The sequence below is a fragment of the Streptomyces phyllanthi genome (genome assembly GCF_009377205.1).
Lineage (GTDB): Bacteria > Actinomycetota > Actinomycetes > Streptomycetales > Streptomycetaceae > Streptomyces > Streptomyces phyllanthi.
Genome location: NZ_VJZE01000098.1, coordinates 1 through 24,940 on the forward strand (window position 1 = coordinate 1; position 24,940 = coordinate 24,940).

Genomic DNA, 24,940 nt, shown 5'->3' on the forward strand with positions numbered 1-24,940 from the left:
GGACCGCCCCGTCCGGACCCGCCCGGCCGGCACTCGCCCGTCCGGACCGGCTCGCGTGCGTTCCGCCCCACACGACGGCGGCCGGGCTTCCAGCCTGCCCGGCCGCCGTGAACTCCACGTGACGAGTCGCGTACCTCCGCGTACCGGCTACGAGATCCGTACCGGGTTGACCACGTCCGCGATCAGCACCAGCACCGTGAAGCAGATGAAGATCCCGGCGACGACGTACGCGACGGGCATCAGCTTCGCCACGTCGAACGGGCCGGGGTCCGGGCGGCGCAGCACCTTGGCCGCGTTCCGGCGCACCGACTCCCACAGGGCGCCCGCGATGTGCCCGCCGTCGAGCGGGAGCAGCGGGAGCATGTTGAACAGGAAGAGGGAGAGGTTGAAGCCCGCGAGCAGCATCAGGAACGTGGCGACCTGCTGGGAGGCCGGGATGTCGAGGTTGGCGATCTCGCCGCCGACACGGGCCGCGCCGACCACGCCCATCGGGGAGTCGGGCTCGCGCGGGCCGTCGCCGAAGGCCGCGTCCCACAGGGCGGGGACCTTGGCGGGCAGGGAGAGCAGCGACTGAACGCCGTCCTCCATCATGTCGCCCATGCGGTCCACGGACTGCGAGAAGGACTGCGGGACGATGCCGCTGGCCGGGGTGAAGCCGAGGAAGCCGGCGGAGACGTACTGGCCCTCGACATAGCCGCCGTTACCGTCGGTCTTGCTGACCTGGTTCTTGATGAGGGTGGCGGTCAGGTCGAGCTGCTTGCCGTCGCGCTCGACGGTGAGGGTGACCTCCTTGCCGGGGTTGGCGCGGATGTCCTCCTGGAGGGTGGACCAGTCCTTCACGGGTTCGCCGTTGAACGCGACGATCTTGTCCTTGGCCTGGAGGCCGGCCGCCTTGGCGGGGGCGGCCTGGTCGCCCTTCTCGCACGTCGACCGTTCCTCGCTGGCCTGGATGACGCAGTCCGAGACCTTGCCGACCGTGGTGGTCTGCATGTTGGTGCCGAACGTCATCATCACGCCGAGGAAGATCGCGACGGCGAGGACCAGGTTCATGAACGGCCCCGCGAACATCACGATGACGCGCTTCCAGGGCGCGCGTGTGTAGAAGAGGCGGTTCTCGTCGCCGGGCTTGAGCTCCTCGAAGGCGGCCGCGCGGGCGTCCTCGATCATCCCGCGGAACGGGGAGGTCGAGCGGGCCTCGATGCGGCCGTCCCTGCCCGGCGGGAACATGCCGATCATGCGGATGTAGCCGCCGAGCGGGATCGCCTTGACGCCGTACTCCGTCTCGCCCCGGTGGCGCGACCAGAGGGTCGGGCCGAAGCCCACCATGTACTGGGGCACGCGGATGCCGAAGAGCTTGGCGGTCGACAGGTGGCCCAGTTCGTGCCACGCGATCGAGATCCCCAGGCCGATCACGAAGACGACTATGCCGAGGATCGTCATCAGGGTGGTCATGCACGCGCCTCCGCGGTGGTCCGCTCGGTCGGGGTGGGCTTGGTCAGTTCCCGGGCCCGGGCGCGCGCCCAGGTCTCGGCTTCGAGGACGTCCGCCACGGTCAGGGAGGTTCCCGTCCCGGGTGTGCCGTGTTCCTCGACCACCCGGGTCACCGTATCCATGATCGCGTCGAACGGCAGCGCGCCCTTCAGGAACGCGTCGACGCACTCCTCGTTGGCGGCATTGAACACCGCCGGGGCCGTGCCCGCGAGCTGCCCGACGTGCCGGGCGAGCCCGACCGAGGGAAACGCCTCGTCGTCCAGCGGGAAGAACTCCCAGGTGGACGCCTTGCTCCAGTCGAAGGCGGGGGCGGCGTCGGGGACGCGCTCCGGCCAGCCGAGGCCGATGGCGATCGGCCCACGCATGTCGGGGGGCGTCGCCTGGGCCAGTGTCGATCCGTCCGTGAACTCAACCATCGAGTGGACATACGACTGGGGGTGCACGACGACCTCAATGCGGTCGAAGGGAATGTCGTAGAGGAGGTGTGCCTCGATGACTTCCAGCCCCTTGTTGACGAGGGTCGCGGAGTTCACCGTGATGACCGGTCCCATGGCCCAGGTGGGGTGGGCGAGGGCGTCCTCGGGGGTGACGTTCGCCAGTTCCGCCTTCGTACGGCCCCGGAACGGGCCCCCGGAGGCGGTGACGACCAGCTTGCGTACATCGGCCCGGGTGCCGGAGGCGAGGGCCTGGAAGAGGGCGGCGTGCTCGGAGTCGACCGGGATGATCTGGCCCGGCTCGGCCAGCGCCTTCACCAGCGGGCCGCCGACGATGAGGGACTCCTTGTTGGCGAGCGCGAGGGTGCGGCCCGCCTCCAGGGCGGCCAGCGTGGGCGCGAGGCCGATGGAGCCCGTGATGCCGTTGAGCACGGTGTGGCATTCGGAGGCGGCCAACCGGGTGGCGGCGTCCAGGCCCGCGAGGATCTCCGGGAGCGGCTCGGTGCCGTACTGGCCTCTCAGGGCCTCCTCCAGCGCGGGGACCACGTCCTCACGGGCGACGGCGACGGCCCGTACGCGCAGCCGGTACGCCTGCTCGGCCAGCAGTCCCACCCTCCCCCCGGCGGCGGAGAGCCCGGTGACACGGAACCGGTCCGGGTTGCGCAGGACGAGGTCGATGGCCTGGGTGCCGATCGAACCGGTCGATCCGAGGATCACGACGTCCCGGACCCCGGCGACGGGATCGAAGACGAGATGTGGATCGGCGAGAGGGGCTGGGCTGTCGGTCATTCCTCCATTGTGGCCGCACACGGTGACCGGCAGGACAGCGCGTGGGGGCGTGGACCGTCTCCCCGCGCGGTCCGCCTGCGCGGAGGGACGCGCGCCGCGCTGCCCGCGCTCTCGTTTTCCTCCCCTACCGCTTGCGGCGGCGCTTCGCGCGTGACTGGCGCGTCCTGGCCCTGGACGGGCGGGCGGTGCCCGCGGGCCGGTCCGGCCGCTGAGCCTTCGCCTCCGCCTCCGGTGCCTCGTCCGCCGGGACGAAGTCGCCCTCGATCACTCCCTCCGCCGTGTCCATGGTCGGGGCGGTGAAGTGGAGGTCCTCCTGGGCGCGGTCGGGGGCGAGGCCCTGGGAGGTGAGGTCGAGGTTGAAGACGTAGCCGACGGACTCCTCCTTGATGGCGTCGGTCATGGCGACGAACATGTCGAAGCCCTCGCGCTCGTACTCGATGATGGGCTCGCGGCCGAGGGTGAAGCGCAGCCCGATGCCGTCGCGCAGGTAGTCCATCTCGTAGAGGTGCTCGCGCCACTTGCGGTCGAGGACGGCGAGGACCACGCGGTGTTCCAGCGCGCGCAGCGCCTCCTCGCCGAGCTCCGCCTCACGTTCCGCGTACCGGGCGTGGATGTCCTCGGTGAGCGCCCGGACGATGTCCTCGGCGGTGAGGTTCGCGCGCCCGCCGGCCTGCTCGTCGAGGTCCTCCAGGGTGACCTGTACGGGGTAGAGCTGCTCGACCGCGGACCACAGCCGGTCCAGGTCCCACTCCTCGGCGAAGCCCTGCCCGGTCTCCGACTCGACGTACGCGCTGATGGTGTCGTCCATGAAGTGCAGGAGCTGCTCGCGCACGTCCTCGCCCTCGAGCACGCGGCGCCGCTCGGCGTAGATGAGTTTGCGCTGGCGGTTGAGGACCTCGTCGAACTTCAGGACCTCCTTGCGGGTCTCGAAGTGGTGCCGCTCGAGCTGGGCCTGGGCGGAGGCGACCGCGCGGGTGACCACCTTGTTCTCGATGGGGACGTCCTCGGGGACGTTGGCCACGGCCATCACCCGGTCCACCAGGTGGGACTGGAAGAGCCGCATGAGGTCGTCCTGGAGCGAGAGGTAGAACCGGGACTCGCCGGGGTCGCCCTGCCGGCCGGAGCGGCCGCGGAGCTGGTTGTCGATACGGCGGGAGTCGTGCCGTTCGGTGCCGAGGACGTAGAGGCCGCCGAGTTCGGTGACCTGCTCGCGTTCGGTCGCGACCCGCTCGGTGATCCGGTCGACGACCGCCCGGCGCTGCTCCTCGTCCGCCTCGTCGGGGAGTTCGGCGAGCGCGAGGGCCTCGGGGTTGCCGCCGAGCATGATGTCGGTGCCGCGGCCCGCCATGTTGGTGGCCACGGTGACCGCGCCCCTGCGGCCCGCCTGGGCGACGATCAGGGCCTCCCGCTGGTGGTTCTTCGCGTTGAGCACCTCGTGCCGGATGCCCCGCCTGCGCAGCAGCCCGGACAGCGCCTCGGACACCTCGACGGTGGTGGTGCCCACCAGGACCGGCTGTCCCTTGGCGTGCCGCTCCTCGATGTCGTCGACGACCGCCGCGAACTTGGCGCTCTCGGTGCGGTAGATCAGGTCGGGCTGGTCGTCGCGGACCATCGGCCTGTTGGTCGGGATGGGGACGACCCCGAGTTCGTATATCTGGTGGAACTCGACGGCCTCGGTCATCGCCGTGCCGGTCATGCCGGAGAGCTTCTCGTAGAGGCGGAAGAAGTTCTGCAGGGTGATGGTCGCGAGGGTCTGGTTCTCGTCCTTGACCCGGACGCCCTCCTTGGCCTCGATCGCCTGGTGCAGTCCCTCGTTGTAGCGGCGGCCGGCGAGGATACGGCCCGTGTGCTCGTCGACGATCATGACCTCGCCGTCGATCACGACGTACTCATGGTCCTTGCGGAACAGCTCCTTGGCCCTGAGGGCGTTGTTGAGGTGGCCTATGAGGGGGGTGTGGTCGGACTCGTAGAGGCTGTCGATGCCGAGCTGGTCCTGGATGTACTCCACGCCGCGGTCCAGAACGGCCACAGTGCGCCTCTTCGGGTCGTACTCGTAGTGGAACGCGTCCCTCAGTTCCCGCAGCCGTTCCTTGTCCTGGGGCTTGACGAAGTTCTGCTCCTGGATCTCGACGCCCCGCAGGGGCCGCACGAGACTGGAGAAGGCCTCGTACCAGTGGGTGGCCTGGTCGGCGGGGCCGGAGATGATCAGCGGGGTGCGGGCCTCGTCGATGAGGATCGAGTCGGCCTCGTCGACGATCGCGAAGTGGTGGCCGCGCTGGACGAGCTCCCCCTGCGACCAGGCCATGTTGTCGCGCAGGTAGTCGAAGCCGAACTCGGTGTTGGTGCCGTACGTGATGTCGCGGGCGTACGCGGCCCGGCGCTGCGCCGGGGTGGAGCCGGTGCTGACGACGCCGACGCTCAGACCGAGGAACTCGTACGCGCGGCCCATCCACTCGGCGTCGCGCTGGGCCAGGTAGTCGTTGACCGTGACTAGGTGGACGCCCCTGCCGGTCAGGGCGTTGAGGTAGACGGGCAGGGTGGCCACCAGGGTCTTGCCCTCGCCGGTCTGCATCTCGGCGATGTTGCCGAGGTGGAGGGCGGCGCCGCCCATGACCTGGACGTCGAAGTGCCGCATGCCGAGGACGCGTGTCGCGGCCTCGCGCATGGTGGCGAAGGCCTCGGGCAGCAGGTCGTCGAGGGTCTCGCCGTCGGCGTACCGCTGTTTGTACTCGTCCGTGAGGGCGCGGAGCTCGGCGTCGGTGAGGCCGGTGAAGTCCTCCGCGACGGAGGCGACCTGGTCGGCGATGCGCTGCAGGCGGCGCAGGGTCCGGCCCTCGCCGGCGCGCATGATCCTGCCGGTGACGGTTTCCAGTCCGAGAGCGGGCATTTTCCGAACCCCCAAGAACTACGGGAACTACGGGCTGAGCGGAATTGCGGGGTCGCTCCGGAAAACGTCGGGGTCGACGGCATCCGCGAGCATCCGGATCAAGTGGTTCGCCCTCTGGAGAATGAGGACGCCCTGCTGGTTCGCTGTGATCACCTCGCGCAGTACGGGGTCCTTGACCATGGCGAGGGCATGACGGAAGAGCTGCTGGACCACCGGCCGCTCGCCGGGCCGTCCGGCGTCCAGGAGGGCGTCCGTGTCACGCGGGTCGAGCCGCCGGGCGCGGACCGCGCCGAGGGGCGCCACGGGCGGCCGGGGCGCCACGTCGACCACGGCCAGCGCACAGTCGTTGAGCAGGACGGCGAGCGCGTCCCGGTGTGCCTCGAAGGTGCCGGGGGCCGCGATGCGCAGCTTCTCGGCGAGCGGCAGCACCTCGTCCCGCGCCGCCCGCAGTGCCCGCACCCGGTCCGTCTCCCTGAGAAGGCGCCGGACCTCGCGCCGGGCATACTCCAGCTGCACGGAAATTCCGTGGCCGTCGCCGATTCCTTGACGCATCTGCCGTCCCCGTTCGCCTTCTGCCCATTGTCGGCGCGGAATTTCCGGGCGGCAAGCAGCAGAATGACGGACGGGGACGGCGGTGAATTCTTGTGGAGAACGTCAACGAATGGGTCGGTGGACGTTCTCCCGTTCACTGGGACCGGGTGTGGCGTCCGCGATCCACGGGCCCTCGCCCGAGGGGTCGACGACGCCCTGCTCCAGCCACTCGTAGGTGCCGGACAGGACGCCCTTGACGACCTTGCGGTCGAGGTCGTCGGTGTTGGTCCACAGACGGGCGAAGAGCTCGTCCACGCGGATGCGGGCCTGGTGGCAGAAGGCGTCGGCGAGCTGGTAGGCCTCCCGGCCGTGGTCCCCGGTGGTGCGCAGGTGCTCGGCGCGCACGCAGGCCGCGCTCATCGCGAACAGTTCGGCGCCGATGTCGACGATCCGGCCGAGGAAGCCCTGCTTGGTCTCCATACGGCCCTGCCAGCGGGACATGGCGTAGAAGGTGGAGCGGGCGAGCTTGCGGGCGTTGCGCTCGACGAAGCGGAGGTGGCCGGAGAGGTCGACGTGGCCCCGCGGGTGGAAGTCGCCGTACGCGCGCGGCAGCTGGCCCGCGCCCGCGACCAGCTTGGGCAGCCACTTGGCGTAGAAGACTCCGGCGTTCGCGCCCGCCCTCGCCTTGTCGGAGAGGGACTTCTCCGTGTCGATGAGGTCCCCGGCGACGGACAGGTGGGCGTCGACGGCCTCACGCGCGATCAGCAGGTGCATGATCTCGGTGGAGCCCTCGAAGATGCGGTTGATGCGCAGGTCGCGCAGGATCTGCTCGGCGGGAACCGCGCGCTCCCCGCGGGCCCTGAGTGACTCGGCGGTCTCGAAGCCGCGGCCGCCGCGGATCTGGACCAGCTCGTCGGCCATCAGCCAGGCCATCTCGGAGCCGTACAGCTTGGCGAGTGCGGCCTCGATACGGATGTCGTTGCGGTCCTCGTCGGCCATCTGGGAGGACAGGTCGAGCACGGCCTCCAGCGCGAAGGTGGTGGCGGCGATGAAGGCGATCTTGGAGCCGACCGCCTCGTGCAGCGCGACCGGCTTGCCCCACTGCTCGCGCGCCCCCGACCACTCGCGGGCGATCTTCAGGCACCACTTGCCCGCGCCGACGCACATGGCGGGCAGGGAGAGCCGGCCGGTGTTCAGCGTCGTGAGGGCGATCTTCAGCCCGGCGCCCTCGGGTCCGATGCGGTGCGCGGCGGGGACGCGGACCTGGTGGAAGCGGGTGACGCCGTTCTCCAGGCCGCGCAGGCCCATGAAGGCGTTGCGGTTCTCGACGGTGATGCCCTCGGACGCGGACTCGACGACGAACGCGGTGATCCCGCCCTTGTGGCCCTCGGACTTCGGGACCCGGGCCATGACGACGAGCAGGTCCGCGACCACGCCGTTGGTGGTCCACAGCTTCACGCCGTCGAGGACGTAGTCGTCCCCGTCGGGTACGGCCGTCGTGGCGAGCCGGGCCGGGTCGGAGCCCACGTCGGGCTCGGTCAGCAGGAAGGCGGAGATGTCGGTGCGGGCGCAGCGCGGCAGGAACGTGTCCTTCTGCTCCTGGGTGCCGAACAGTTTCAGCGGCTGCGGTACGCCGATCGACTGGTGCGCGGAGAGCAGGGCGCCGATCGCGGGGCTCGCGGAGCCGACGAGGGCGAGCGCCTTGTTGTAGTACACCTGGGTGAGGCCGAGACCACCGTACTTCGTGTCGATCTTCATGCCGAAGGCGCCGAGCTCCTTGAGCCCGTCGATGACCGCGTCCGGGATCCGCGCGTCACGTTCGATGACGGCCGAGTCGATCTTCGTCTCGCAGAAGTCGCGCAGCTTGGCGAGGAACTCCTCGCCGCGCTGCGCGGCCTCGTCGGTGGGCATCGGGTGCGGATGGAGCAGGTCGAGCCGGAAGCGGCCGAGGAAGAGTTCCTTGGCGAAGCTGGGCTTGCGCCAGTCCTGCTCACGGGCGGCCTCCGCCACCCGGCGAGCCTCGCGCTCGGTCACAGCGGGACGGGACGAAGAGGATGCGGGTGCTGCGGACATGAGGCTCACCTCGCCGCGAATAGGGATCTTGGGGCCGGTTCGTTACTGACCGGTGCTACTCGATCGTATGTACCCGATTCCGGGCACGCTCACCAGTCCTCGTGCAGCGATCGGCCCAACCCCGCCACCCCGGGGTCAGCCGATGTCCACCGAGTACTTCCTGGTGTCCAGACGGCCCGAGCCCTTGAAGACCTCGGTACCGGCCTCGATGCCGGAGACGTACTTGTCGTTGCTCAGCAGCTTGCGGCGGACGAGGGCCTGGGTGAAGTCGTCGAGGTTGAGGGTGGCCCTGGTGGTGTTGGAGCGGCGGACGAAGGAGTACACCTTCCAGCCGATGTCGCCCTGGTAGATGTCCCACATCGCGCCGCCGAGACTCACGCTGCCGTACTTGGTGCCGAGCGGGCCGGCGCCGCCCTGGCGGTTCAGCCAGATCATGATCTCGTCTGTCGGCTGGTCCTGCCAGTCGGCGGTGTTCTTGGTGTGCAGCCACAGGTCGTACGCGACGTTCATGGTGCCGGGGTTCGAGCTGACGGAGAACTCCCAGGTGGTCCTGACGGGCTTGCGGTCACCGACCCTGACCGGCAGTCCGGTGGACGCCTTGTCGACCTTCCAGCCCCAGTGCCAGCCGAGCACGCTGCTCGCGTACGACTTGACGTCGTGGTCCTTGCCGGCGGCGCTGTTGGCCCAGGTGTAGTCGGTGCCCCAGGAGATCGTGGAGCCGGAGCGGGAGTTGTCCCAGACGCACTGGGTGCCCTTGCCCTTGTCCTGGCCCCAGAGGTTGTTGTTCACGTAGTACTTGCCGAGCGTGATCGTGTCGAAGGCCGTGCACTTCTTGGCGTCCTCCCCGGCCATGGCGACGGTGACGGAGGCTCCGGCGGCGAGGGCGGTGACGGCCGCGGTGGCGATCTTCGCTCTGCGGGACAGGCGGGGGCGGCGGTGCTGCATGGGGGTCCTTCCGAGGGGCCGTTCGCGTACGTCCCTTCAGTGGCCGCCGGGTCCGCGGAAGGTTGCCGTGGTGTGCGGACCGCACCCGTCGCACCCGCCGTTCCATGGCCCCCACGGGCCGCTCGTGGTAGGCAGGAGGCCTCCCCGGAAACGACGATCCGGGGACGAACCGGCACTCCCGGACCACGGCGACACCCTCACCCCGGAAAGTCGCCGTCGAAGCGCTTCGACAACCTATGGACACCCACCCACCGTCGGGCTACTGTCGACCCACCCTCACTCGTCTTTGTCCGAAGAAGCGCGCTGTCGAAGCGCTTCACACCATGCTTGGAGAGCCGGATGGTCACCCTCGCCGAGGTCGCCCAGCACGCCGGAGTCTCGGCGAGCACGGTGAGCTATGTCCTCAGCGGCAAGCGGTCGATCTCCGCGGGCACCCGGCAGCGGGTCGAGCGGAGCATCCAGGAGCTCGGCTACCACCCGAACGCGGGCGCCCGGGCCCTGGCGAGCAGCAGGTCCAACATCATCGCGCTGATGGTCCCGCTCCGTACGGACATGTACGTGCCCGTGATGATGGAGATCGCCATAGCGGTGGCGACCACGGCCCGCACCCACGGGTACGACGTCCTGCTGCTCACCGGCGAGGAGGGCCCCGACGCGGTCCGGCGCGTCACGGGCAGCGGGCTCGCCGACGCGATGATCCTCATGGACGTGGAGCTCGACGACGAGCGGCTGCCGCTGCTGCGGCAGACGAACCAGCCGTCCGTGCTCATCGGTCTGCCCGCCGACACCACCGGGCTGACCTGCGTCGACCTCGACTTCACCGCGACGGGCGCGCTGTGCGCCGAGCATCTGGCGGGGCTGGGCCACCGGGACATCGCCGTGATCGGCGAGGCGCCCGCCGTCTACGAGCGGCACACGGGTTTCGCCGAGCGCACCCTCGACGGGCTCAGGGTCCGCTCGCAGGAGCTGGGGCTGCGGGTGCTGCACCGGCCGTGCGAGGGCGGGTACGACGTGATGGCCGTGACCCTCGCCCGGGTCTTCGACGAGCGCCCGCGCACCACGGGCTTCGTCGTGCAGAACGAGTCCGCTGTCGAGCCGCTGCTCGCGCTGCTGCGTCAGCAGGGGCGGGCCGTGCCGGAGGACGTGTCCGTGATCGCCGTCTGCCCGGACCAGGTCGCCACCCAGGCGTCGGTGCGGCTCACCTCGGTCGCCATCCCCGCGCAGGAGATGGGCCGGCGCGCGGTGGAGCATCTGGTCGCCAAGCTGGACGGGCGCGGTACGGACGAAGTCGTGCTGCTCGCCCCCGAGTTGACGGTACGGGCGAGCACCGGCCCGGTGCCGTCCGCCGGCTGACCGCACCCCGCCCCGCCGTTCCCCCACCGCTTCACGCTCGTCCGCCGTGCCTCGCACGGCGCACCCTGTCTGCACTCCTCCAGGAGCCCCCGCCGTGAACCAGCCTGCCGAAAACCCGACCCCGTCGAGCGCCGTGAGCCTCGCGCAGTCCTCCCCCACCGTCGGCACGTTCCGCGAGCGGGACGGCGCGCTGGAGTGGAGCGGCCGCCAGGAGACCGTACGCGTCGAGCCCTGGGGCCCCGACGCGGTCCGGGTCCGCGCCCGCCTCGGCGGCCCGGTCCTCGACGGACTGCCGGGCGCGCTGCTCGACGCCCCGCCGGCCACCGAGAGCACGGTCAAGACCGAGGACGGGCGCGGGCTGCTGACCGTGGGCGCGCTGACCGTGGAGGTGAGCACCGAGGGCCAACTCCGCTTCGTCCGCAGCGACAACGGTGTCGAGCTGCTCGCCGAGGACCGCGCCCACTTCTGGTGGCCGGGCCCGCGCCTGTACACGGCGGTCGGTAACGGCCACCACCGCCTCGAGCAGCGCTTCGCCGCGTACGACGACGAGAAGCTGTTCGGCCTCGGGCAGCACCAGCACGGGCGCCTGGACCAGAAGGGCCTGGTCCTCGATCTGGTCCAGCGCAACGCCGAGGTCGGTATCCCGGTGCTCACCTCCAGCCGGGGCTACACGCTGCTGTGGAACAACCCGGCGATCGGCCGGGTGGAGCTGGCGGGCAACGGCACGCGCTGGGTGGCGGACTCGGCCCGGCAGATCGACTACTGGATCACGGCGGGCGACCCGGCCGGCGCGCAGCGGCGCTACAGCGCGGTCACGGGCCGTACGCCGATGCTGCCGGAGTGGGCGGCGGGCTTCTGGCAGTGCAAGCTGCGCTATCGCACCCAGGACGAACTCCTCGCGGTGGCACGGGAGTACAAGCGGCGCGGGCTGCCCGTCGACGCGATCGTGTGCGACTTCTTCCACTGGACGCACCTGGGCGACTGGAAGTTCGACCTGAACGAGTGGCCCGACCCGGCGGCCATGGTGCGCGAGCTGGAGGAGCTCGGCATCAGGCTGGTGGTGAGCGTGTGGCCGTCGGTCTCGCCGCTCTCCGAGAACCACCCGGTCATGGACCAGCGGGGCTACTTCATCGGCACCCAGTACGGCCCGATGGCGCACGCCGACTGGCCGGACAAGGAGGTCGCCTCGACGGTCCAGGTGGCCTTCTACGACGCGACGAACCCTCAGGCGCGCGAGTTCGTGTGGTCGCGTGTGAAGGAGAACTACCTGGAGCCGTACGGCATCAAGGCGTTCTGGCTGGACGCCTGCGAGCCGGAGCTGAAGCCGGGCTTCCAGGAGAACCTGCGCTACTGGGCGGGCCCCGGTCTGGAGGTCGGCAACATCTACCCGGCCGAGAACGCCCGCACCTTCTACGAGGGCCTGCGCGCGTCCGGCGAGGAGGAGATCGTCAGCCTCAACCGGTCGGCGTGGGCGGGCAGTCAGCGCTACGGCGCCGCCCTGTGGTCCGGTGACATCGGCACCGACTTCCCCACCCTGCGCCGCCAGATCGCGGCCGGGCTCAACACGGCGCTCTCCGGCATCCCGTGGTGGAACACCGACATCGGCGGCTTCCACGGCGGTGATCCCGACGACCCGGCGTACCGCGAGGTGATGGTCCGCTGGTTCCAGTTCGGCGCGTTCTCCCCGCTGATGCGGCTGCACGGCTTCCGCGACCCGGGCATGCCGCTCGGCCCGGCCATGACCGGCGGCCCCAACGAGGTCTGGTCGTACGGCGAGGAGGCCGGCGCGATCCTGGAGGAGTACCTGCGGCTGCGCGAGCGCCTGAAGCCGTACGTGCTGAGGGTCATGCGGGAGGCCCACGAGGAGGGCCTGCCGGTGATGCGGCCGCTGTTCCTGGAGTTCCCCGGGGACCCGGCGGCGTGGTCGGTGGACGACGCCTACCTGTTCGGCCCGGACGTGCTGGTCGCTCCGGTGCTGGAGGCGGGGGCGACGACCTGGACGACGTACCTCCCGGCGGGGGCGCGCTGGACCGACGCGTGGACCGGTGAGACGTACGAGGGCGGTGCCTCCGTGACCGTCGACGCTCCGCTGGACCGTATCCCGCTGTTCCTGCGGGACGGGGCGAGCCTTCCGGTCCTCCCGGCCGCCGAGTAGCGGCGGCGGCCGGGAACGGTGCGGGCGCGGTCGCCCCCGAGCAGGAGGGGGCCGACCGCACCCGCCCCGGATCCCCGCTCGTGCCCGGGTCTACCCTGGGCCACCGACGGCCGCCGCGTGATCTTGGGGAGCGGCCGGGGCGCGAGCGGAGATGACACAGGATGAGCAGCCGTACGGGAGACTCCCGCAGAGGTCCTCGCGGGGGACGGCCGGACCGCCGGGGCGGGCGCATACGCCGGCCCGTGCACCGGACACGGACGACGATACGCACCGCGGGCGTCCCGCTCGCCAGGCCCGGGGCGGCCGAGGCCGCGGGCGCGGGCGCGGGCGCGGGCGTCCCCGGCGGTTTCCTCCCGGAACCCGCCCGGCACATCGCCGTCTGGAGCGCGCTCACCCTGCTCGTCACCGGGGTCGTCTCGGTGGGCGTGTGGCTGTGCATCACCTTCCAGACCGCCGTCACGCCGGTGCTGCTCGCGCTGCTCGGTACCGCGCTGCTCGGGCCTTTCTACCGGCGGCTGGTGGCGATGAGGTTCAACAGGTCCCTGGCCGCCGGGCTGACCTGCGCGGCCGTGGTCCTGGTCATGGGCGGCGCCGCGTACACCGTGGTGGCCGCGCTGATCGACACCGGTGACCAGATCATCTCCTCGCTGCGGAACGCGGCGAAGTCGCTCAGTGAGCAGTTCGGCCTGGCCGGGACGTCCCTGGACGACCTCGCCAGGAACGCCAAGGACCTGCTGTCCAAGTTCGGCGGCACCGCGGCCTCCGGGGTTCTCAGCGGGGTCAGTGTCATCAGCGAGGTCGTCGGGATGGCGATCCTGGCGATGCTGCTGATGTTCTTCTTCCTGCGCGACTCCGACAAGGCGGTCGCGTCCCTGCACTCGCTCGCGCCGCGCGGCTCCGGTGAGACCCTGGAGGTGATGGCCCGGCGCGCCTTCCAGGCGATCGAGGGCTTCATGCGCGGGACGACGCTGATCGCCTTCATCGACGCCGTCTTCATCGCCGTCGGCCTGCTGGTCCTCCAGGTGCCGGGTGCCATGGGGCTCGGGGCGCTGGTGTTCGTCGGCGCGTACATCCCGTATCTGGGCGCCTTCCTGTCGGGCGCGGTCGCGATCCTGGTGGCGTTCGCGGACCGGGGCCTGGTGACGGCGCTGTGGGTGGTGGGGGTGGTGCTCGCGGTGCAGGTCATCGAGGGGAACGTGCTCCAGCCGATGATCCAGAGCCGTACGGTGCAGATGCACCCGGCCGCGATCCTGCTGGCGCTCACCGCGGGCGCCTCGATCGCCGGGATCCTCGGCATGCTCCTCTCCGTGCCGCTCACGGCGGCGGTGTTCGGAGTGCTGTCCGAGCTGCGGGGGCGGTACGGGGACGGGCACGGGGCGCACAAGACGGCGACACGGGCATGACGCGACGGTCCCGGTGCCCGTGGTGGGCACCGGGACCGTCGCGTTCACCGTGGTCGGTCAGGTGGTGGGCTTGAGCTGCCACTGCTGGCAGTTGTTGTTCAGCCAGCTCCACAGGCGTACGTCGGCGCCGTCGGCGGCGGAGCAGTTGGCGACGTCGGCGACCTTGCCGCTGTTCTCGTTGACGATCCGCACGTAGTCACCGGTGGCGGTGTACACCAGGCGGAACTTCTGGCAGTTGTTGTTCAGCCAGGACCACTGCCGGATGTCCGTGCCGTCGGCCGTCGCACAGTTCGTGGTGTCCATGACCTTGCCGGTCCTGACGTTCACCAGACGGCTGGTGTCGTTGCCCAGGTCCTCGATCCGCCACTTCTGGTTGGTGCCGCCGTTGCAGGTCCACTGGAAGATGTTCGTGCCGTCGGCGGTGTTGCCGCCCTCGACGTCCAGGCACTTGCCGCTGTTGCGGTTCACCAGGGTGTACGCGGTCGGGGTGGCCGCCGTCTCCCCGGCGGGGCCCGCCAGGGTGGTGCCGAGGGCGACGGGGGTGCCGAAGTTGGGCGTGCCGTCCGCGTTCCACGTGAACTTCTGCGCCCGCGTGGTGCGGTTGTTGTCGCAGCCGTTCGTCGAGGTGTCGTTGCGGGCGTGGTAGACGATCCAGTTCTCGGTGCCGTCGGGCGAGGTGAAGAAGCCGTTGTGGCCGGGGCCGTAGACACCGGCGGCGTCATTGCGCTGGAAAACCGGGGTCGACTTCTTCGTCCAGGAGGAGGCCAGGAGCGGGTCGCTGCCGGTGAGCTCCAGCTGGCCCAGCTTGTAGTCCGGGGTCCAGCAGCCGCTGGCGGAGTAGACGATGAACGTCTTGCCGTTCCGCTGCAGTACCTCGGCGCCCTCGTTCACGTTGCCGCCCGACCGCTCCCAGCTCAGGGTGGGCTGGGAGATGTTGGTGAGCGGGCCGCTGACGGTGTACGGGTTGCTCATCGGCGCGATGGTGAGGTTCTGCGTGCCGGTGGTGGGCGCCGCGTCACCGCTGCCGAGCATGTACAGCTTGCCGCCGACCTCCATCACGCTGGGGTCGATCAGCCAGGGGTCCGAGTCGGTGGGCTTGAGCTTGTTCTTGTAGTGGTACGGGCCCATGGGGTCCGAACCCTCGCTCTCCAGCACGTGCGAGCGCTGGGTGCCGAGGTAGTCGCTGACACAGCGGCCGCCGACGTAGTACAGGTACCACTTGCCGTTGAAGGAGTGCAGCTCCGGGGCCCAGAAGTTGCAGCCCCGGCTGGTGTCGGTGTCCTTCCACACCTGCACGCTGGGGGCGGTCGCGAGCCCGGCGAGGGTGGGCGACTTGCGCATGGTCAGCACGTCCGACCAGGACGTGGTGATCATGTAGTAGTTGCCGTTGTAGTACTCGATCCAGGGGTCGGCGCCCTTCTGCGACTTGACCGGGTTGGTGTACGGCCGGCCGTCCGCGGCAGCGGCGGGCTGGGTGGTGGCGCCCAGCAGCAGGGTGAGCACGGCGATGACCATGGCCGTCCATCTGCCCCTGCGCACGCGGAGTCCCGCACGGGTACGGATCACTGTCGTCGTCCCTTCGTCAGTCGATCCGAAGGAGCCCTATCGTCCGATATGTCGAACAAGGTTCGGAAGTTCGGCCAGAAGTTAGGGGTGGTGATCCACCCCCGTCAACACCTGTGTGAACAATCGCCCCAAAAGTTACGCGGAGGCGGTCGTCGCAGGCCGTGACCGAGCCGCGGAGGCCGGCTGCGGCCGGGGTCACCCGATCGCCGTGACCGCGCCCGTCGAGGGCGGTCCACTCCAGGGTTGCCGCCGGACGGACGAAGGTTGCCGGTTCGGCGGAACGGGCAGCGTAGACTTCCGGGGACAACTCCCCGTTTCTTCCGGACCCCGCAGGTTCGGCGCAACGCTTCCCGTCCGTCCGCACCTCTCGGAAAGGACACACCTGTGCCCTCCGCCCAGTCAGCTCTGACCCTGGCCAACCTGCTGCTGCGGCCGGCGTCCGGCTCCCGTCGCTCTCCGGACCGGGTCTTCGACCGGATCGCCGCCAAGGCCGGGCAGGCGGATGGTGACGAGTCGTTCGTCGACGGCTTCCGGTTCCTGCTGCGTCACTGGGCGGGCGACCCGGACCTCACTCCGGTCGGCTGGCAGGCCGCGCGGGCCCATGTCCGCAGGCATCTCACCAACCGGGCCCGGGTGCTGCGGCTGATCGCGGAGAACCCCGCCATCGAGCGGGAGCCCATCGAGAAACCGGTGTTCGTGGTGGGTCTGCCGCGTACCGCCACCACGCTCACCCACGGCGTGCTGTCCCTCTCGGACGAGCACCGCTGCCCCCTGGTGTGGGAGCTGCTCACGCCCGGCCTCCACGCGTCGCCCGGGCAGCGGCGGAAGGCGATCACGTCGGCGCGCCGCTGGGTCGACGGCATCAACCTGTTCGCCCCGCGCCTGCGCGACATCCACCCCATGACCGCCGAGGGGCCCGAGGAGTGCACCTTCCTCCTCCCGCACGCCCTGGTGCCGCTGTCCCAGGCCCGCATACCCGCCTACCAGGCCTGGCACTACGAGCGGGACTTCGTCCCCGACTACCGCTACCTCAAGCAGGTGTACCAGGTCCTGCAGTACGGCCGCCCGCGCCGCCGCTGGGTGCTGAAGTCCCCCATGCACACCGAGAACCTCGACGCGCTGCGCACCGTCTTCCCCGACGCCACGCTCGTGTGGACCCACCGGGACCCGGCGACGGTCGTCGCGTCGTTCTGCAGCCTGGTCGAGCAGGGCATGAACGGCGCCCTCGACCCCGTCGACCTGCACGGCCTCGGGGCCACCTGGCTGGAACTGCTGAGCCGCTCCGCGCGCCACGGTATCGCCGCCCGTGCCGCCGTCCCCCGCGAGGCACTGGTGGACGTCCCGTACTCCTGGCTCGGGTCCGACCCGGCCAAGGGCGCCCCGAAGCTCTACGAGGCCATCGGCGCCCGCTGGACCGACGACGCCGCCGCCCGGCTCCCCGAGGTCGCCGCCCGTCCCAAGGGCGCCCGGCCCCACACGTACGACCTGTCCCGTTACGGCCTGACCCGCGCCGACATCGAGTCGGCCTTCGCCGGCTACAACGCCCTGCGGGCCGAGGTGGACCGGGCCTGAGACGGGAAACGGCCTCGGCCACCAGCAGGCGCCGGTGGCCGAGGCCTCGTGGAACAGCCCGTGCGGCCAGGGCGTGTTTCACGCCCTAGCCCACGACCCGGCCCAGTTCGATCCGGTCGATGTTCGGCGCCCAGGCGCTCGCGTTGCCGAACGTCACCTTGTTGGTGCCCTTCCTCAGGTCGACGGGGACGCCCACCGTCCAGTAGTCGTCCCAGCTCCAGGTGTTCTTGAAGGTGACCGTGCGCGGGGCGCCGGTCCCGACGGTGATGTCCGCCGTCCGGGACATGATGTCCGTGTTGTAGGCGTGGCCGTTGTCGCGCCGGTCGTTGTGCGCGTAGTGGACGACCAGCACGTAACGGCCCGGCCGGGGCGCGTCCACCGTGAACTCGGCGGTGCTGGAGGCGCCGTTGCCGAGCCAGCCGATGTACGAGCCCGCGGAGGCGTGGGCGGAGTCGACGAGCCTGGCCCCGCCCGCGAGGGTGGCCGAGGCGCCCTCGTAGGAGAGCGTGCCGGAGGCCGATCCGTCGCCCGAGACGTCGAGGGAGCGCACGGAGGCGTACCCGGCGGTCATCGCGACACGGTTGTTGCCCGCCACGAGGTACAGCCGCAGGGGCTTTCCGGGCGCCGCCGTCACCGACTCTCCGTGCAGGGCGAGCTTCACCCCCGCCGAGGCCCTCGGCGCCACCGTGTAGTAGCCGTCGCGCGGGGCGTAGACGTCGAACACCGCCCTGTCGCCGGAGCGCAGGACGAGGGCGCCGGCCCCCACCCCGGCCGACGAGGAGTAGTCGTACGACGGCTTGCCGCTGATGTCGGCGAGCGTGGCCTCGTACGACGCGGACGGCGCCGCGGCGCGGGCGGTCAGGTCGATGCGGTCGAGGGTGACCTCGTTGTCGCCCTTGGCCAGCGTCAGCACATGGGTGCCGGCCGGGAGCCGGACCGTGACGTCCTTCTTGGCGCGGTAGGTCCAGTTCTCGGTGGAGGGGTAGGTGACCGTGACCGGGTCACCGCCGTCGACCGACAGCTTCTGCGTGGCCGGTGCGCCGGACTGGTTGCCGTACAGGATCGCCAGGTCGTACGTGCCGTCCTTGGGCACCGTCACCGTGAAGGCCACCTTGCTGGTGGCGGTGTTGAGCGAGCCGACGTCCTTCGTCCCGGAGGCCGCGTAGCCGTTGGCGTTGCCGACCGTGCCCTGGGTGTAGACCTTGCCGTCGGTGATGGCCGCGTCCTCGGCCTCGTACGACGCCGACCAGGGGACGGAGGCGGCGGCCGGGGTGCCGGAGCCGCCGGGGGTGAAAACGATCCGGTAGGCGGACATCTTGTGCATACCGCGCAGCGGGACGGTCACCGTGCCGTCGTCCGCGACCTTGACCTTCGTACGGGCGAGGACGCGGGGCGCGGCGTGCTGTCCCTCGTAGCCGGACCAGGCGGCCTCGGCGACGGTCGCGGTGACCGTGCGGCCGAAGACGGACCGGGAGACGTTCTCGACGACGACGTCCGTGTCACCGGCGGAGCCGCCGAGCAGGACCTGGGCCTGGCGGCGCGAGGCGTCGAGGGAGGCGAGGCCCTGGAGGGTGTCGATGGTGTTGGCCTGCGGCGGGGTCACCTTGACGGTGTCGCCGGTCAGTCCGGCGTACCAGCGGAAGAACCACCAGCCGCCGTTGGGGATGTTGGAGCGGACGACGTTGCCGTCCATGTTGCCGGCGGCGTCCCAGTAGGCCTGGTTGGCGTACACCTTGTTCCGCTCGAACATCGAGACCCACTGCACGAGTTGCCCCGGGACGGACAGGTCACGGCGGTTGGCGTACTCGTCGATGTTGATCTTCAACGGGGCGATGCCCACCTCCCGTTCCAGGGAGCGGTAGTCGTCGTAGTGCCCCTGGAAGTCCCGCAGTGAGCCGGAGCCCAGCTCGTGCCAGGTCATCACCTGGGGCAGGACGTTCTCGCGCTTGGCGAAGGCGAGGAAGTCCCGGAGCAGGCGTGTGTGGTAACCGGCTTCGTTGGGGCCGGCGATCCTCGCGTCCGGGTCGATCGCGCGGATGCGCTGGTACACCGTCTTCCAGTCCCTGAAGAACCGGTCACGGTTGACCTCGTACTCCGCCTGGTCGGAGACCCCGAGCTTGTACCAGATCTGGTCGGGCTCGTTGAACGGGATGTAGACGAAGCGGTCGCTGTCGGGGTCGGCCGCGACCTCCTTGACGATCTTGTCGACCTTGGGCAGGTAGTCGTCGATGCCGAGGTCCTCGTACGGCCACTTGGCGTAGATGTCCTGCATCATCACGTTGATCTCACCGCCGCCGTTGCGGAAGAACGACTTGGAGACGGTCAGCGCGTCGCCGTTGGGGTGCTGGGCACCGCCCTCCGGCTTCTGCGAGATGCTGGTGATCTTCAGGGGCTCCAGAGCGGCGTCACTGGGCACGCCGTCGTCGCTGAGCCCGTACAGCGCGCCGTTGGCGCCGAGCATCACCGGGCCCTCGGAGGCGGACAGGTCGACGGTGAGGCGCTGCGGGTCGGCCGCTGACGCGGGACCGGCTGCGGGGAGGGTGCCTGCCATTGCGGTGACTCCAAGTAGTGCTGTGATCAAGGTGGTTCTGAGGGGGGATCTCGTGCGGGCTCGCGTACGGGTGGGGGTGATCACGCGGTTGGACCTCCGGTCATTTGACGGCTCCACTGGTGATTCCGGACACGATCTTTCGCTGGCCGACCAGGAAAACGGCGACCATGGGCAGGCTCATCACCACGACGTACGCGAAGACGAGATGCCAGTTGTTGAGGTAGAGCTGGGCGCTGGCGACCTGGTACAGGTTCAGCGGGAGGGTCGCCCGCTCACCGCCTCCGAGGACGAAGAACGCGTAGAAGACATCGCTCCAGGCGTAGAGCATCACCATGATCGTCGCGGTGGCGATCACCGGCCTGAGCAGCGGAAGGACGATCCGTACGAAGATCCGTGACGGCGTCGCCCCGTCGATCCGCGCGGCCTCCTCCAGTTCCACGGGGATGGCGCGGATGAAGCCGGTCATGAAGAAGATCGACGTCGACAGATACATGCCGGTGTAGACGGCGATCATTCCCGGCCGGGTGTTCGCGAGCCCGAGCTGCCGCAGCTCCATGACGATGGTGATGACGGCGGGCGGCAGCAGCAGTCCGCTTATGCACAGCGCGTACGCGGCCGAGACCAGCCCGGACTTGCGGCGCGCGAAGACCCAGGCGGCACCGGCCCCGAGGATGAGGACCAGGACCACCGAAGGCACCACGACGAGCAGCGAGTTGAGGAAGCCGCGCAGCATCTCGCCCTGGCTGACGGCGTCCTCGTAGTTGGAGCCGGGCTGCCACCGCCGCGGCAGGTCCAGGTTGGGCCTGATGGCCTCGGCCTGCGGCTTCGCGGAGGTGACGACGACCAGCCACAGCGGGACGCCGACGGCGAGCCCCGCCAGCAGGAGGACCAGGGCCGGGCGGCCGTGGCGCCACACCGCCGTCATAGCGTCTGCTCCCTTCGCCTGAGCCCGATGACCAGCGGGATCGCCACGGCGACCACGACCAGGAAGAGGACCAGGCTCATCGCGGAGGCCTGGGCGTACAGGCCCTGTCCGAAGATCCGGAACATGTAGATGTTGAAGACCTCCGTGGAGGCCGCGGGGCCACCGCCCGTGGTGGCCTGCACGATGTCGAAGGTGTTCATCGAGCCGATCAGCGCGGTGGTGACGTTGAACGTGACGGCGGGCGCGAGCATCGGCCAGCGCACCGACCAGAAGGTCCGCCAGGGCCCGGCGCCGTCCATCCGCGCGGCTTCGAGCATGTCGCCGGGGATGCCCTTGAGCCCGGCCAGATAGATCAGCATGGACAGGCCCATCCACTTCCAGCCGTGGATGAGGGTGACGAGGACCAGGGTCCAGGTCGTGGAGCCCAGCCACGGAACGTCCGTGCCCAGGACGGAGTTGACGGCGCCGTCCTGGTCGAGCAGGGCCTGGAAGACGTAGCCGGTGGCGAGCGCCGAGATGAGCACCGGGAGGAAGAACACGGCGCGGAAGAACCGGTTGAAGCGGGTGTCGGCCTCCAGCAGCAGCGCCAGCACCAGCCCGAAGCCGTTCTGGAACAGGGCCGCCAGCAGGGCGTAGAGCAGGGTCGTGCGGATCGCGCGCAGCAGGGAGCCGTCGTCGGCGATGGTCTGGAAGTTGTCGAGGCCGGTGAAGGCGATGTCCGGGTGGTACGAGGACCAGTCGGTGAACGGGTAGTAGAAGTTGAGCAGGTTGGGCACCAGGAAGAAGCCCGTGAAGACGGCGATCGCGGGGAGCGCGAACCACCAGGGGTGGTGCACGGCGGCGCGCGGGAGCCGTCCCGCCTTCTTCGGCGCGCCCGTGACCGGCGCGGGCTCGGCACGTACGACGGTGTCGGTCATGGTCAGAACCCGGGCGCGCCCTGGGCCTTGGCCACCTGCGCGAACTGGTCCTGGACCGCCTGGGCGACCTGCTGCGGGCTCTTCTTGCCGTAGAGCATGTCGGCGAGGTACAGGTGCGTGTCCGGGGCGACGATCGCCTTGGCCTGGAAGACCCCGATGGCCGTGGGCAGGGCCGCGACCTGGTCCTTGGACGTCTGCGGGAGGCCGTCGGGCGTGGGCACGGACGGCTGCACGGACGGGATCTTCATCGCCTCGACGTAGTCGGCGTAGTCGGGGCCGAGCCAGAAGGCGAGGAACTGCCGGGCCGCGTTCTGCCGCTTCTCGTCACCGGTTCTGAAGGCGACGACACCGTTGGTCTGGTCGGGCGAGTACATGCCGGTCGCGGAGGAGTTGGCGATGGGGAACCAGCCGATCCTCTTGTCGATCTCGGCGGTGGAGTACTTGGCCTGCAACTGGCTCTGGAAGGACGTGACGTTGAGGACCATGCCGGCCTCGCCCTTCCACAGCGCGTCGGCCTGCCCGGTGAAGGTGCCCGTGCGGTGGTTCTTCTGGGCGAGCCCGGCGTCGAGCAGCTTCTCCTTGTACTTCTTGATGGCGCCGACGACGACCGGGTCGGTCCACTTCTCCTTGTTCTCGTTCAGGCCGGCCCACCACTGCTTGTCCAGGTCGGTGAGCTGGACCTGCATCTGCCACTGGAGGGGCCACTTGTCGCCGCCGGCCTCGTAGAAGGCGGCCGCGTCGGTCCTGTCCTTGACGGTGCGCCCGAGCGCCAGCAGCTCGTCGTAGGACTTCGGGAAGTCCTTCTCGCTCAGCCCGGCCTGCCGGAAGACGTCCTTGTTGTAGTAGACGCCGAGCATGGCGGGGCTGGTGACGATCGCCGCGTACCGCTTGCCGTCGATGACACCGAGCGACTTCTCGGTGTCGCCGAGCTTCGAGACCCACTCCTCCCCGTCGAGGGTGAGGAGGTTCTGCCGGGGCTGGACGAAGGGCAGCGTGGAGATGGAGGGCTGCCAGAACATGAGGTCGGGCCGGTCGCCGGAGGCGAGCTTGGTCGGCACGTTCGACTCGTACGGGTCCGGGATCGCCTGGGTCTCCACCTCGGCGCCGGTGGCCTTCTCGAAGGCGTCGATGACCTGTTCGGGCGCGTTGACCGTGTTCTGCGCGGTCCACATGGTCAGCTTCACGCCGTCGAGGCGGGCGGTGGGGTCGACCGCCGCGTTCGTCGTGTCCGTACCGGAGTCGCCCGCGGTGGGGTCGCTGCACGCGGTGGCGGCCAGGCTCACGGCGCATATCAGGGCCAGGGCGGGCAGAGCTCTCGTCTTCATCGCTTGCCTTTCACGAACGGGTGGTTCAGGGCAGGGCAGGATGCGGAACAGGCTGTGCTCGTACGGGATGTTCAGGTGGTGGCGGGCGGCGGCCCCGAGCTCTCCCGGACCACCAGCTGCGGTGCGGAGACGGGGTGCGGGGCGATCGGCGCGGACTGCTCCAGCACGCGGTGCAGCAGGGCGAACGCGGCCCTCCCGAGGCCGGTGAAGTCCAGGCGTACGGTCGTCAGCGACGGGGTCAGATAGGCGGCGTGCGGGGCGTCGTCGAACCCGGCCACGCTCACCTCGTCCGGGACCGCGCGGCCGTTCTCGTGCAGGGCGCGGAGCACTCCGAGGGCGAGGTCGTCGTTGCCGCACAGGATCGCGGTGACGGACGGGTCCTTCGCGAGTCTCCGGCCCGCCGTGTGACCGCCCGCCGGGCCCCAGCTGCCCTGCAGGGGGCGGGGTTCGGGCGCTCCGGCCTCTCTGAGCGCCCGGCGCCAGCCGCTGGTGCGGGCGCTGGTGCGCCGGGTGCTGGACGGGATGGCGACGTAGTGCACGGTCTCGTGGCCGAGGGAGAGCAGATGGCGGGTCGCCTCGTAGGCGGCCTCGCGGTCGTCGGTCCACACCCAGGGGCGGTCGCCGCCGGGCGGGGTCGCGGGGGTCTCGACGACGCCGACGACCGGCAGCGCCGGAGCCCCCGGCCGGCCGGTGGGGACCGCGTTCAGGGCACGTACCCCGGCAGGATCGTAGGCGATCACGATCAGTCCGTCGCCCGCGTCCGCCGCGCGTTGCACCTCGGCGGCGACGGTGGTCTCGTCCGCCGATTCGAGGACGCCGATCCCGACGGCGTAGGAGGCGGCACGGGCGGCCTCCTCGACGCCCTGGAGGATCGAGGCGTAGCCGTAGTGGGTGGTGTTGCCGGTGAGCACGGTCACGGCCCGGGTGCGTCCGCTGGCCAGGGCGAGAGCGGTGGCGTTGCGCCGGAAGCCCAGTTCGTCGATGGCGGCGAGGACCCGTTCACGGGTGGACGGCTTGACCCTCGGGTGGTCGTTGATCACGCGGGAGACCGTCTGGTACGAGACGCCGGCGGCGCTCGCGACGTCCCTGATACTCGCCGGGCGCCTTGTGTGACCGGTCATATTCATGCCAAGAGCGTGACCGGTCACACTTGGATCGTCAAGAGACCGTAACGACGGATTCACACGGCTGGGTGCGCCCGGCTCTCGGGAGACACAGGCCCGGACCGGCGCCGCGTGGGGGTACGGCACCGGTCCGGGCGTATCAGGTCAGCTGCTGCTGATCGACATGCTGTTGGTACGGAAGTCCAGGCCGCCGGAGGACGAGGTGATCTCGAAGCCGAACTGGACGTCACCGATGGTCTCGTTGCCCATCCAGCCCTTGGTGTCCTTGATCCACTTCAGGACCGGGAGGATCTGGACCGTGCCGGAGGTGGAGTCCGACGTGCGCAGGAACGAGAAGACGTCCCAGTACGTGCCGTCGGCCCGGGTGACGCGGCCCTTGTAGACGTTCCAGTTGTGGCCGCCGAGCGTCACGTTGCCCTGGTAGGAGCCGAGCGCGCCGACGTCCCCGTTGTAGTTGACCCAGAGCATGATCTCGTAGTCGTAGTCCGTGTCCCAGACGTCGTACGAGGTGTTGTAGGCGCCCGAGGACGGGACCGTGACGTTGTAGCTGCTGTTGAGCGACGACATCGAGGTGATGGACCTGTTCACCACCTTCTTGGCGTTCGGGTAGGACTTGATGCCGCCGGTGTTGGGGTGGTTCGCCCAGACGCCCCAGTTGGTGCCGGAGTTGGCCCAGATGCACTGGCTGCCGCCGCCGGAGCCCCAGATGTTGTTGTAGAGGGTGTAGCCGTTCAGGCTCGTGTTGCCCCACTGGTCGCAGGAGTTCCAGACGGCGGCCGAGGCGGGGGCGGAGGCGAGACCGATGGTGGCGCCGAGCGCGAGCGCGGGGGCCAGCAGGACCTTGGTGATCCTGCTCAGCGTGCGTGTTGCCATGGTGTCCCTTTCCATGGGTGGGGGGA

The 24,940-nt window shown here is 70.1% G+C and carries 17 protein-coding genes; 4 read left to right on the plus strand and 13 right to left on the minus strand.

Annotated features, from left to right (window positions below; genetic code table 11):
• Positions 1 to 147: 147 nt before the first annotated feature.
• The 6 genes from FNH04_RS16530 to FNH04_RS16555 all read right to left on the minus strand — a co-directional run bounded on the left by FNH04_RS16530 (position 148) and on the right by FNH04_RS16555 (position 9,150).
• Positions 148 to 1,452 carry a M50 family metallopeptidase gene (locus tag FNH04_RS16530; RefSeq protein WP_152784940.1) on the minus strand — a complete coding sequence of 435 codons (1,305 nt, stop codon included), beginning with the start codon at positions 1,450 to 1,452 and terminating at the stop codon, positions 148 to 150.
• Complete coding sequence (gene dxr, locus FNH04_RS16535) at positions 1,449 to 2,714, minus strand: 1-deoxy-D-xylulose-5-phosphate reductoisomerase (RefSeq protein ID WP_152784942.1); 1,266 nt, start codon at positions 2,712 to 2,714, stop codon at positions 1,449 to 1,451. The genes FNH04_RS16530 and dxr overlap by 4 nt, the downstream gene beginning before the upstream one ends.
• Before the next feature lie 124 nt (positions 2,715 to 2,838).
• Complete coding sequence (gene secA, locus FNH04_RS16540) at positions 2,839 to 5,601, minus strand: preprotein translocase subunit SecA (RefSeq protein ID WP_152784944.1); 2,763 nt, start codon at positions 5,599 to 5,601, stop codon at positions 2,839 to 2,841.
• Between the two features lie 27 nt (positions 5,602 to 5,628).
• Positions 5,629 to 6,117 (minus strand): hypothetical protein, encoded by a 489-nt coding sequence (locus FNH04_RS16545; RefSeq protein ID WP_152784946.1) that lies wholly within the window; start codon positions 6,115 to 6,117, stop codon positions 5,629 to 5,631.
• Between the two features lie 138 nt (positions 6,118 to 6,255).
• Positions 6,256 to 8,205, minus strand: coding sequence for an acyl-CoA dehydrogenase family protein (locus FNH04_RS16550; protein ID WP_152784948.1), 1,950 nt, complete (start codon positions 8,203 to 8,205; stop codon positions 6,256 to 6,258).
• A 135-nt stretch (positions 8,206 to 8,340) separates the two neighbouring features.
• Positions 8,341 to 9,150: a GH12 family glycosyl hydrolase domain-containing protein gene (locus FNH04_RS16555; protein WP_152784950.1), complete on the minus strand. Its 810-nt coding sequence runs from the start codon at positions 9,148 to 9,150 to the stop codon at positions 8,341 to 8,343.
• Positions 9,151 to 9,489: 339 nt separating this feature from the next.
• Here FNH04_RS16555 and FNH04_RS16560 point away from each other — a divergent pair, with 339 nt between their 5' ends.
• From FNH04_RS16560 to FNH04_RS16570, 3 genes are all read left to right on the plus strand, one after another.
• The gene (locus FNH04_RS16560; protein WP_152784952.1) at positions 9,490 to 10,503 is read left to right on the plus strand and encodes a LacI family DNA-binding transcriptional regulator; all 1,014 of its coding nucleotides are present in this window, start codon (positions 9,490 to 9,492) and stop codon (positions 10,501 to 10,503) included.
• Positions 10,504 to 10,597: 94 nt separating this feature from the next.
• On the plus strand, positions 10,598 to 12,658 hold the full coding sequence (locus FNH04_RS16565) for a glycoside hydrolase family 31 protein (protein WP_322723174.1): 2,061 nt from the start codon (positions 10,598 to 10,600) through the stop codon (positions 12,656 to 12,658).
• 242 nt (positions 12,659 to 12,900) lie between these two features.
• Entirely contained in the window at positions 12,901 to 14,061 is a 1,161-nt protein-coding gene (locus FNH04_RS16570; RefSeq protein ID WP_322723175.1) for an AI-2E family transporter, read from the plus strand.
• A 57-nt stretch (positions 14,062 to 14,118) separates the two neighbouring features.
• On the opposite strand, the gene FNH04_RS16575 is transcribed toward FNH04_RS16570, so the two are convergent.
• Positions 14,119 to 15,576: a family 43 glycosylhydrolase gene (locus FNH04_RS16575; RefSeq protein WP_152784968.1), complete on the minus strand. Its 1,458-nt coding sequence runs from the start codon at positions 15,574 to 15,576 to the stop codon at positions 14,119 to 14,121.
• 435 nt (positions 15,577 to 16,011) lie between these two features.
• Here FNH04_RS16575 and FNH04_RS16580 point away from each other — a divergent pair, with 435 nt between their 5' ends.
• Complete coding sequence (locus tag FNH04_RS16580) at positions 16,012 to 17,199, plus strand: sulfotransferase family protein (protein WP_322723176.1); 1,188 nt, start codon at positions 16,012 to 16,014, stop codon at positions 17,197 to 17,199.
• Positions 17,200 to 17,284: 85 nt separating this feature from the next.
• Here the strand turns inward: FNH04_RS16580 and FNH04_RS16585 are convergent, their stop codons facing one another.
• The 6 genes from FNH04_RS16585 to FNH04_RS16610 all read right to left on the minus strand — a co-directional run bounded on the left by FNH04_RS16585 (position 17,285) and on the right by FNH04_RS16610 (position 24,914).
• Positions 17,285 to 19,750 carry a CBM35 domain-containing protein gene (locus tag FNH04_RS16585; RefSeq protein ID WP_152784954.1) on the minus strand — a complete coding sequence of 822 codons (2,466 nt, stop codon included), beginning with the start codon at positions 19,748 to 19,750 and terminating at the stop codon, positions 17,285 to 17,287.
• Positions 19,751 to 19,850: 100 nt separating this feature from the next.
• Positions 19,851 to 20,675 (minus strand): carbohydrate ABC transporter permease, encoded by an 825-nt coding sequence (locus FNH04_RS16590; RefSeq protein ID WP_152784956.1) that lies wholly within the window; start codon positions 20,673 to 20,675, stop codon positions 19,851 to 19,853.
• Positions 20,672 to 21,592, minus strand: a complete 921-nt coding sequence (locus FNH04_RS16595; protein WP_152784958.1) for a carbohydrate ABC transporter permease — start codon at positions 21,590 to 21,592, stop codon at positions 20,672 to 20,674. Before FNH04_RS16595 ends, FNH04_RS16590 begins: the two co-directional genes overlap by 4 nt.
• 2 nt (positions 21,593 to 21,594) lie before the next feature.
• Complete coding sequence (locus FNH04_RS16600) at positions 21,595 to 22,917, minus strand: ABC transporter substrate-binding protein (protein WP_152784960.1); 1,323 nt, start codon at positions 22,915 to 22,917, stop codon at positions 21,595 to 21,597.
• Positions 22,918 to 22,988: 71 nt separating this feature from the next.
• A complete protein-coding gene (locus FNH04_RS16605) occupies positions 22,989 to 24,044 on the minus strand; it encodes a LacI family DNA-binding transcriptional regulator (RefSeq protein ID WP_152784962.1) in 1,056 nt (351 codons plus the stop codon).
• Between the two features lie 141 nt (positions 24,045 to 24,185).
• Entirely contained in the window at positions 24,186 to 24,914 is a 729-nt protein-coding gene (locus FNH04_RS16610) for a glycoside hydrolase family 12 protein (RefSeq protein ID WP_194236704.1), read from the minus strand.
• Positions 24,915 to 24,940: the final 26 nt, after the last annotated feature.

Coding starts and splice junctions, on each gene's coding strand:
- FNH04_RS16530 (WP_152784940.1), bottom strand. CDS start 1,452: ATGACCACCCTGATGACGATCCTCGGCATAGTCGTCTTCGTGATCGGC.
- dxr (WP_152784942.1), bottom strand. CDS start 2,714: ATGACCGACAGCCCAGCCCCTCTCGCCGATCCACATCTCGTCTTCGAT.
- secA (WP_152784944.1), bottom strand. CDS start 5,601: ATGCCCGCTCTCGGACTGGAAACCGTCACCGGCAGGATCATGCGCGCC.
- FNH04_RS16550 (WP_152784948.1), bottom strand. CDS start 8,205: ATGTCCGCAGCACCCGCATCCTCTTCGTCCCGTCCCGCTGTGACCGAG.
- FNH04_RS16555 (WP_152784950.1), bottom strand. CDS start 9,150: ATGCAGCACCGCCGCCCCCGCCTGTCCCGCAGAGCGAAGATCGCCACC.
- FNH04_RS16560 (WP_152784952.1), top strand. CDS start 9,490: ATGGTCACCCTCGCCGAGGTCGCCCAGCACGCCGGAGTCTCGGCGAGC.
- FNH04_RS16575 (WP_152784968.1), bottom strand. CDS start 15,576: ATGGTCATCGCCGTGCTCACCCTGCTGCTGGGCGCCACCACCCAGCCC.
- FNH04_RS16585 (WP_152784954.1), bottom strand. CDS start 19,750: ATGGCAGGCACCCTCCCCGCAGCCGGTCCCGCGTCAGCGGCCGACCCG.
- FNH04_RS16590 (WP_152784956.1), bottom strand. CDS start 20,675: ATGACGGCGGTGTGGCGCCACGGCCGCCCGGCCCTGGTCCTCCTGCTG.
- FNH04_RS16595 (WP_152784958.1), bottom strand. CDS start 21,592: ATGACCGACACCGTCGTACGTGCCGAGCCCGCGCCGGTCACGGGCGCG.
- FNH04_RS16600 (WP_152784960.1), bottom strand. CDS start 22,917: ATGAAGACGAGAGCTCTGCCCGCCCTGGCCCTGATATGCGCCGTGAGC.
- FNH04_RS16605 (WP_152784962.1), bottom strand. CDS start 24,044: ATGAATATGACCGGTCACACAAGGCGCCCGGCGAGTATCAGGGACGTC.
- FNH04_RS16610 (WP_194236704.1), bottom strand. CDS start 24,914: ATGGCAACACGCACGCTGAGCAGGATCACCAAGGTCCTGCTGGCCCCC.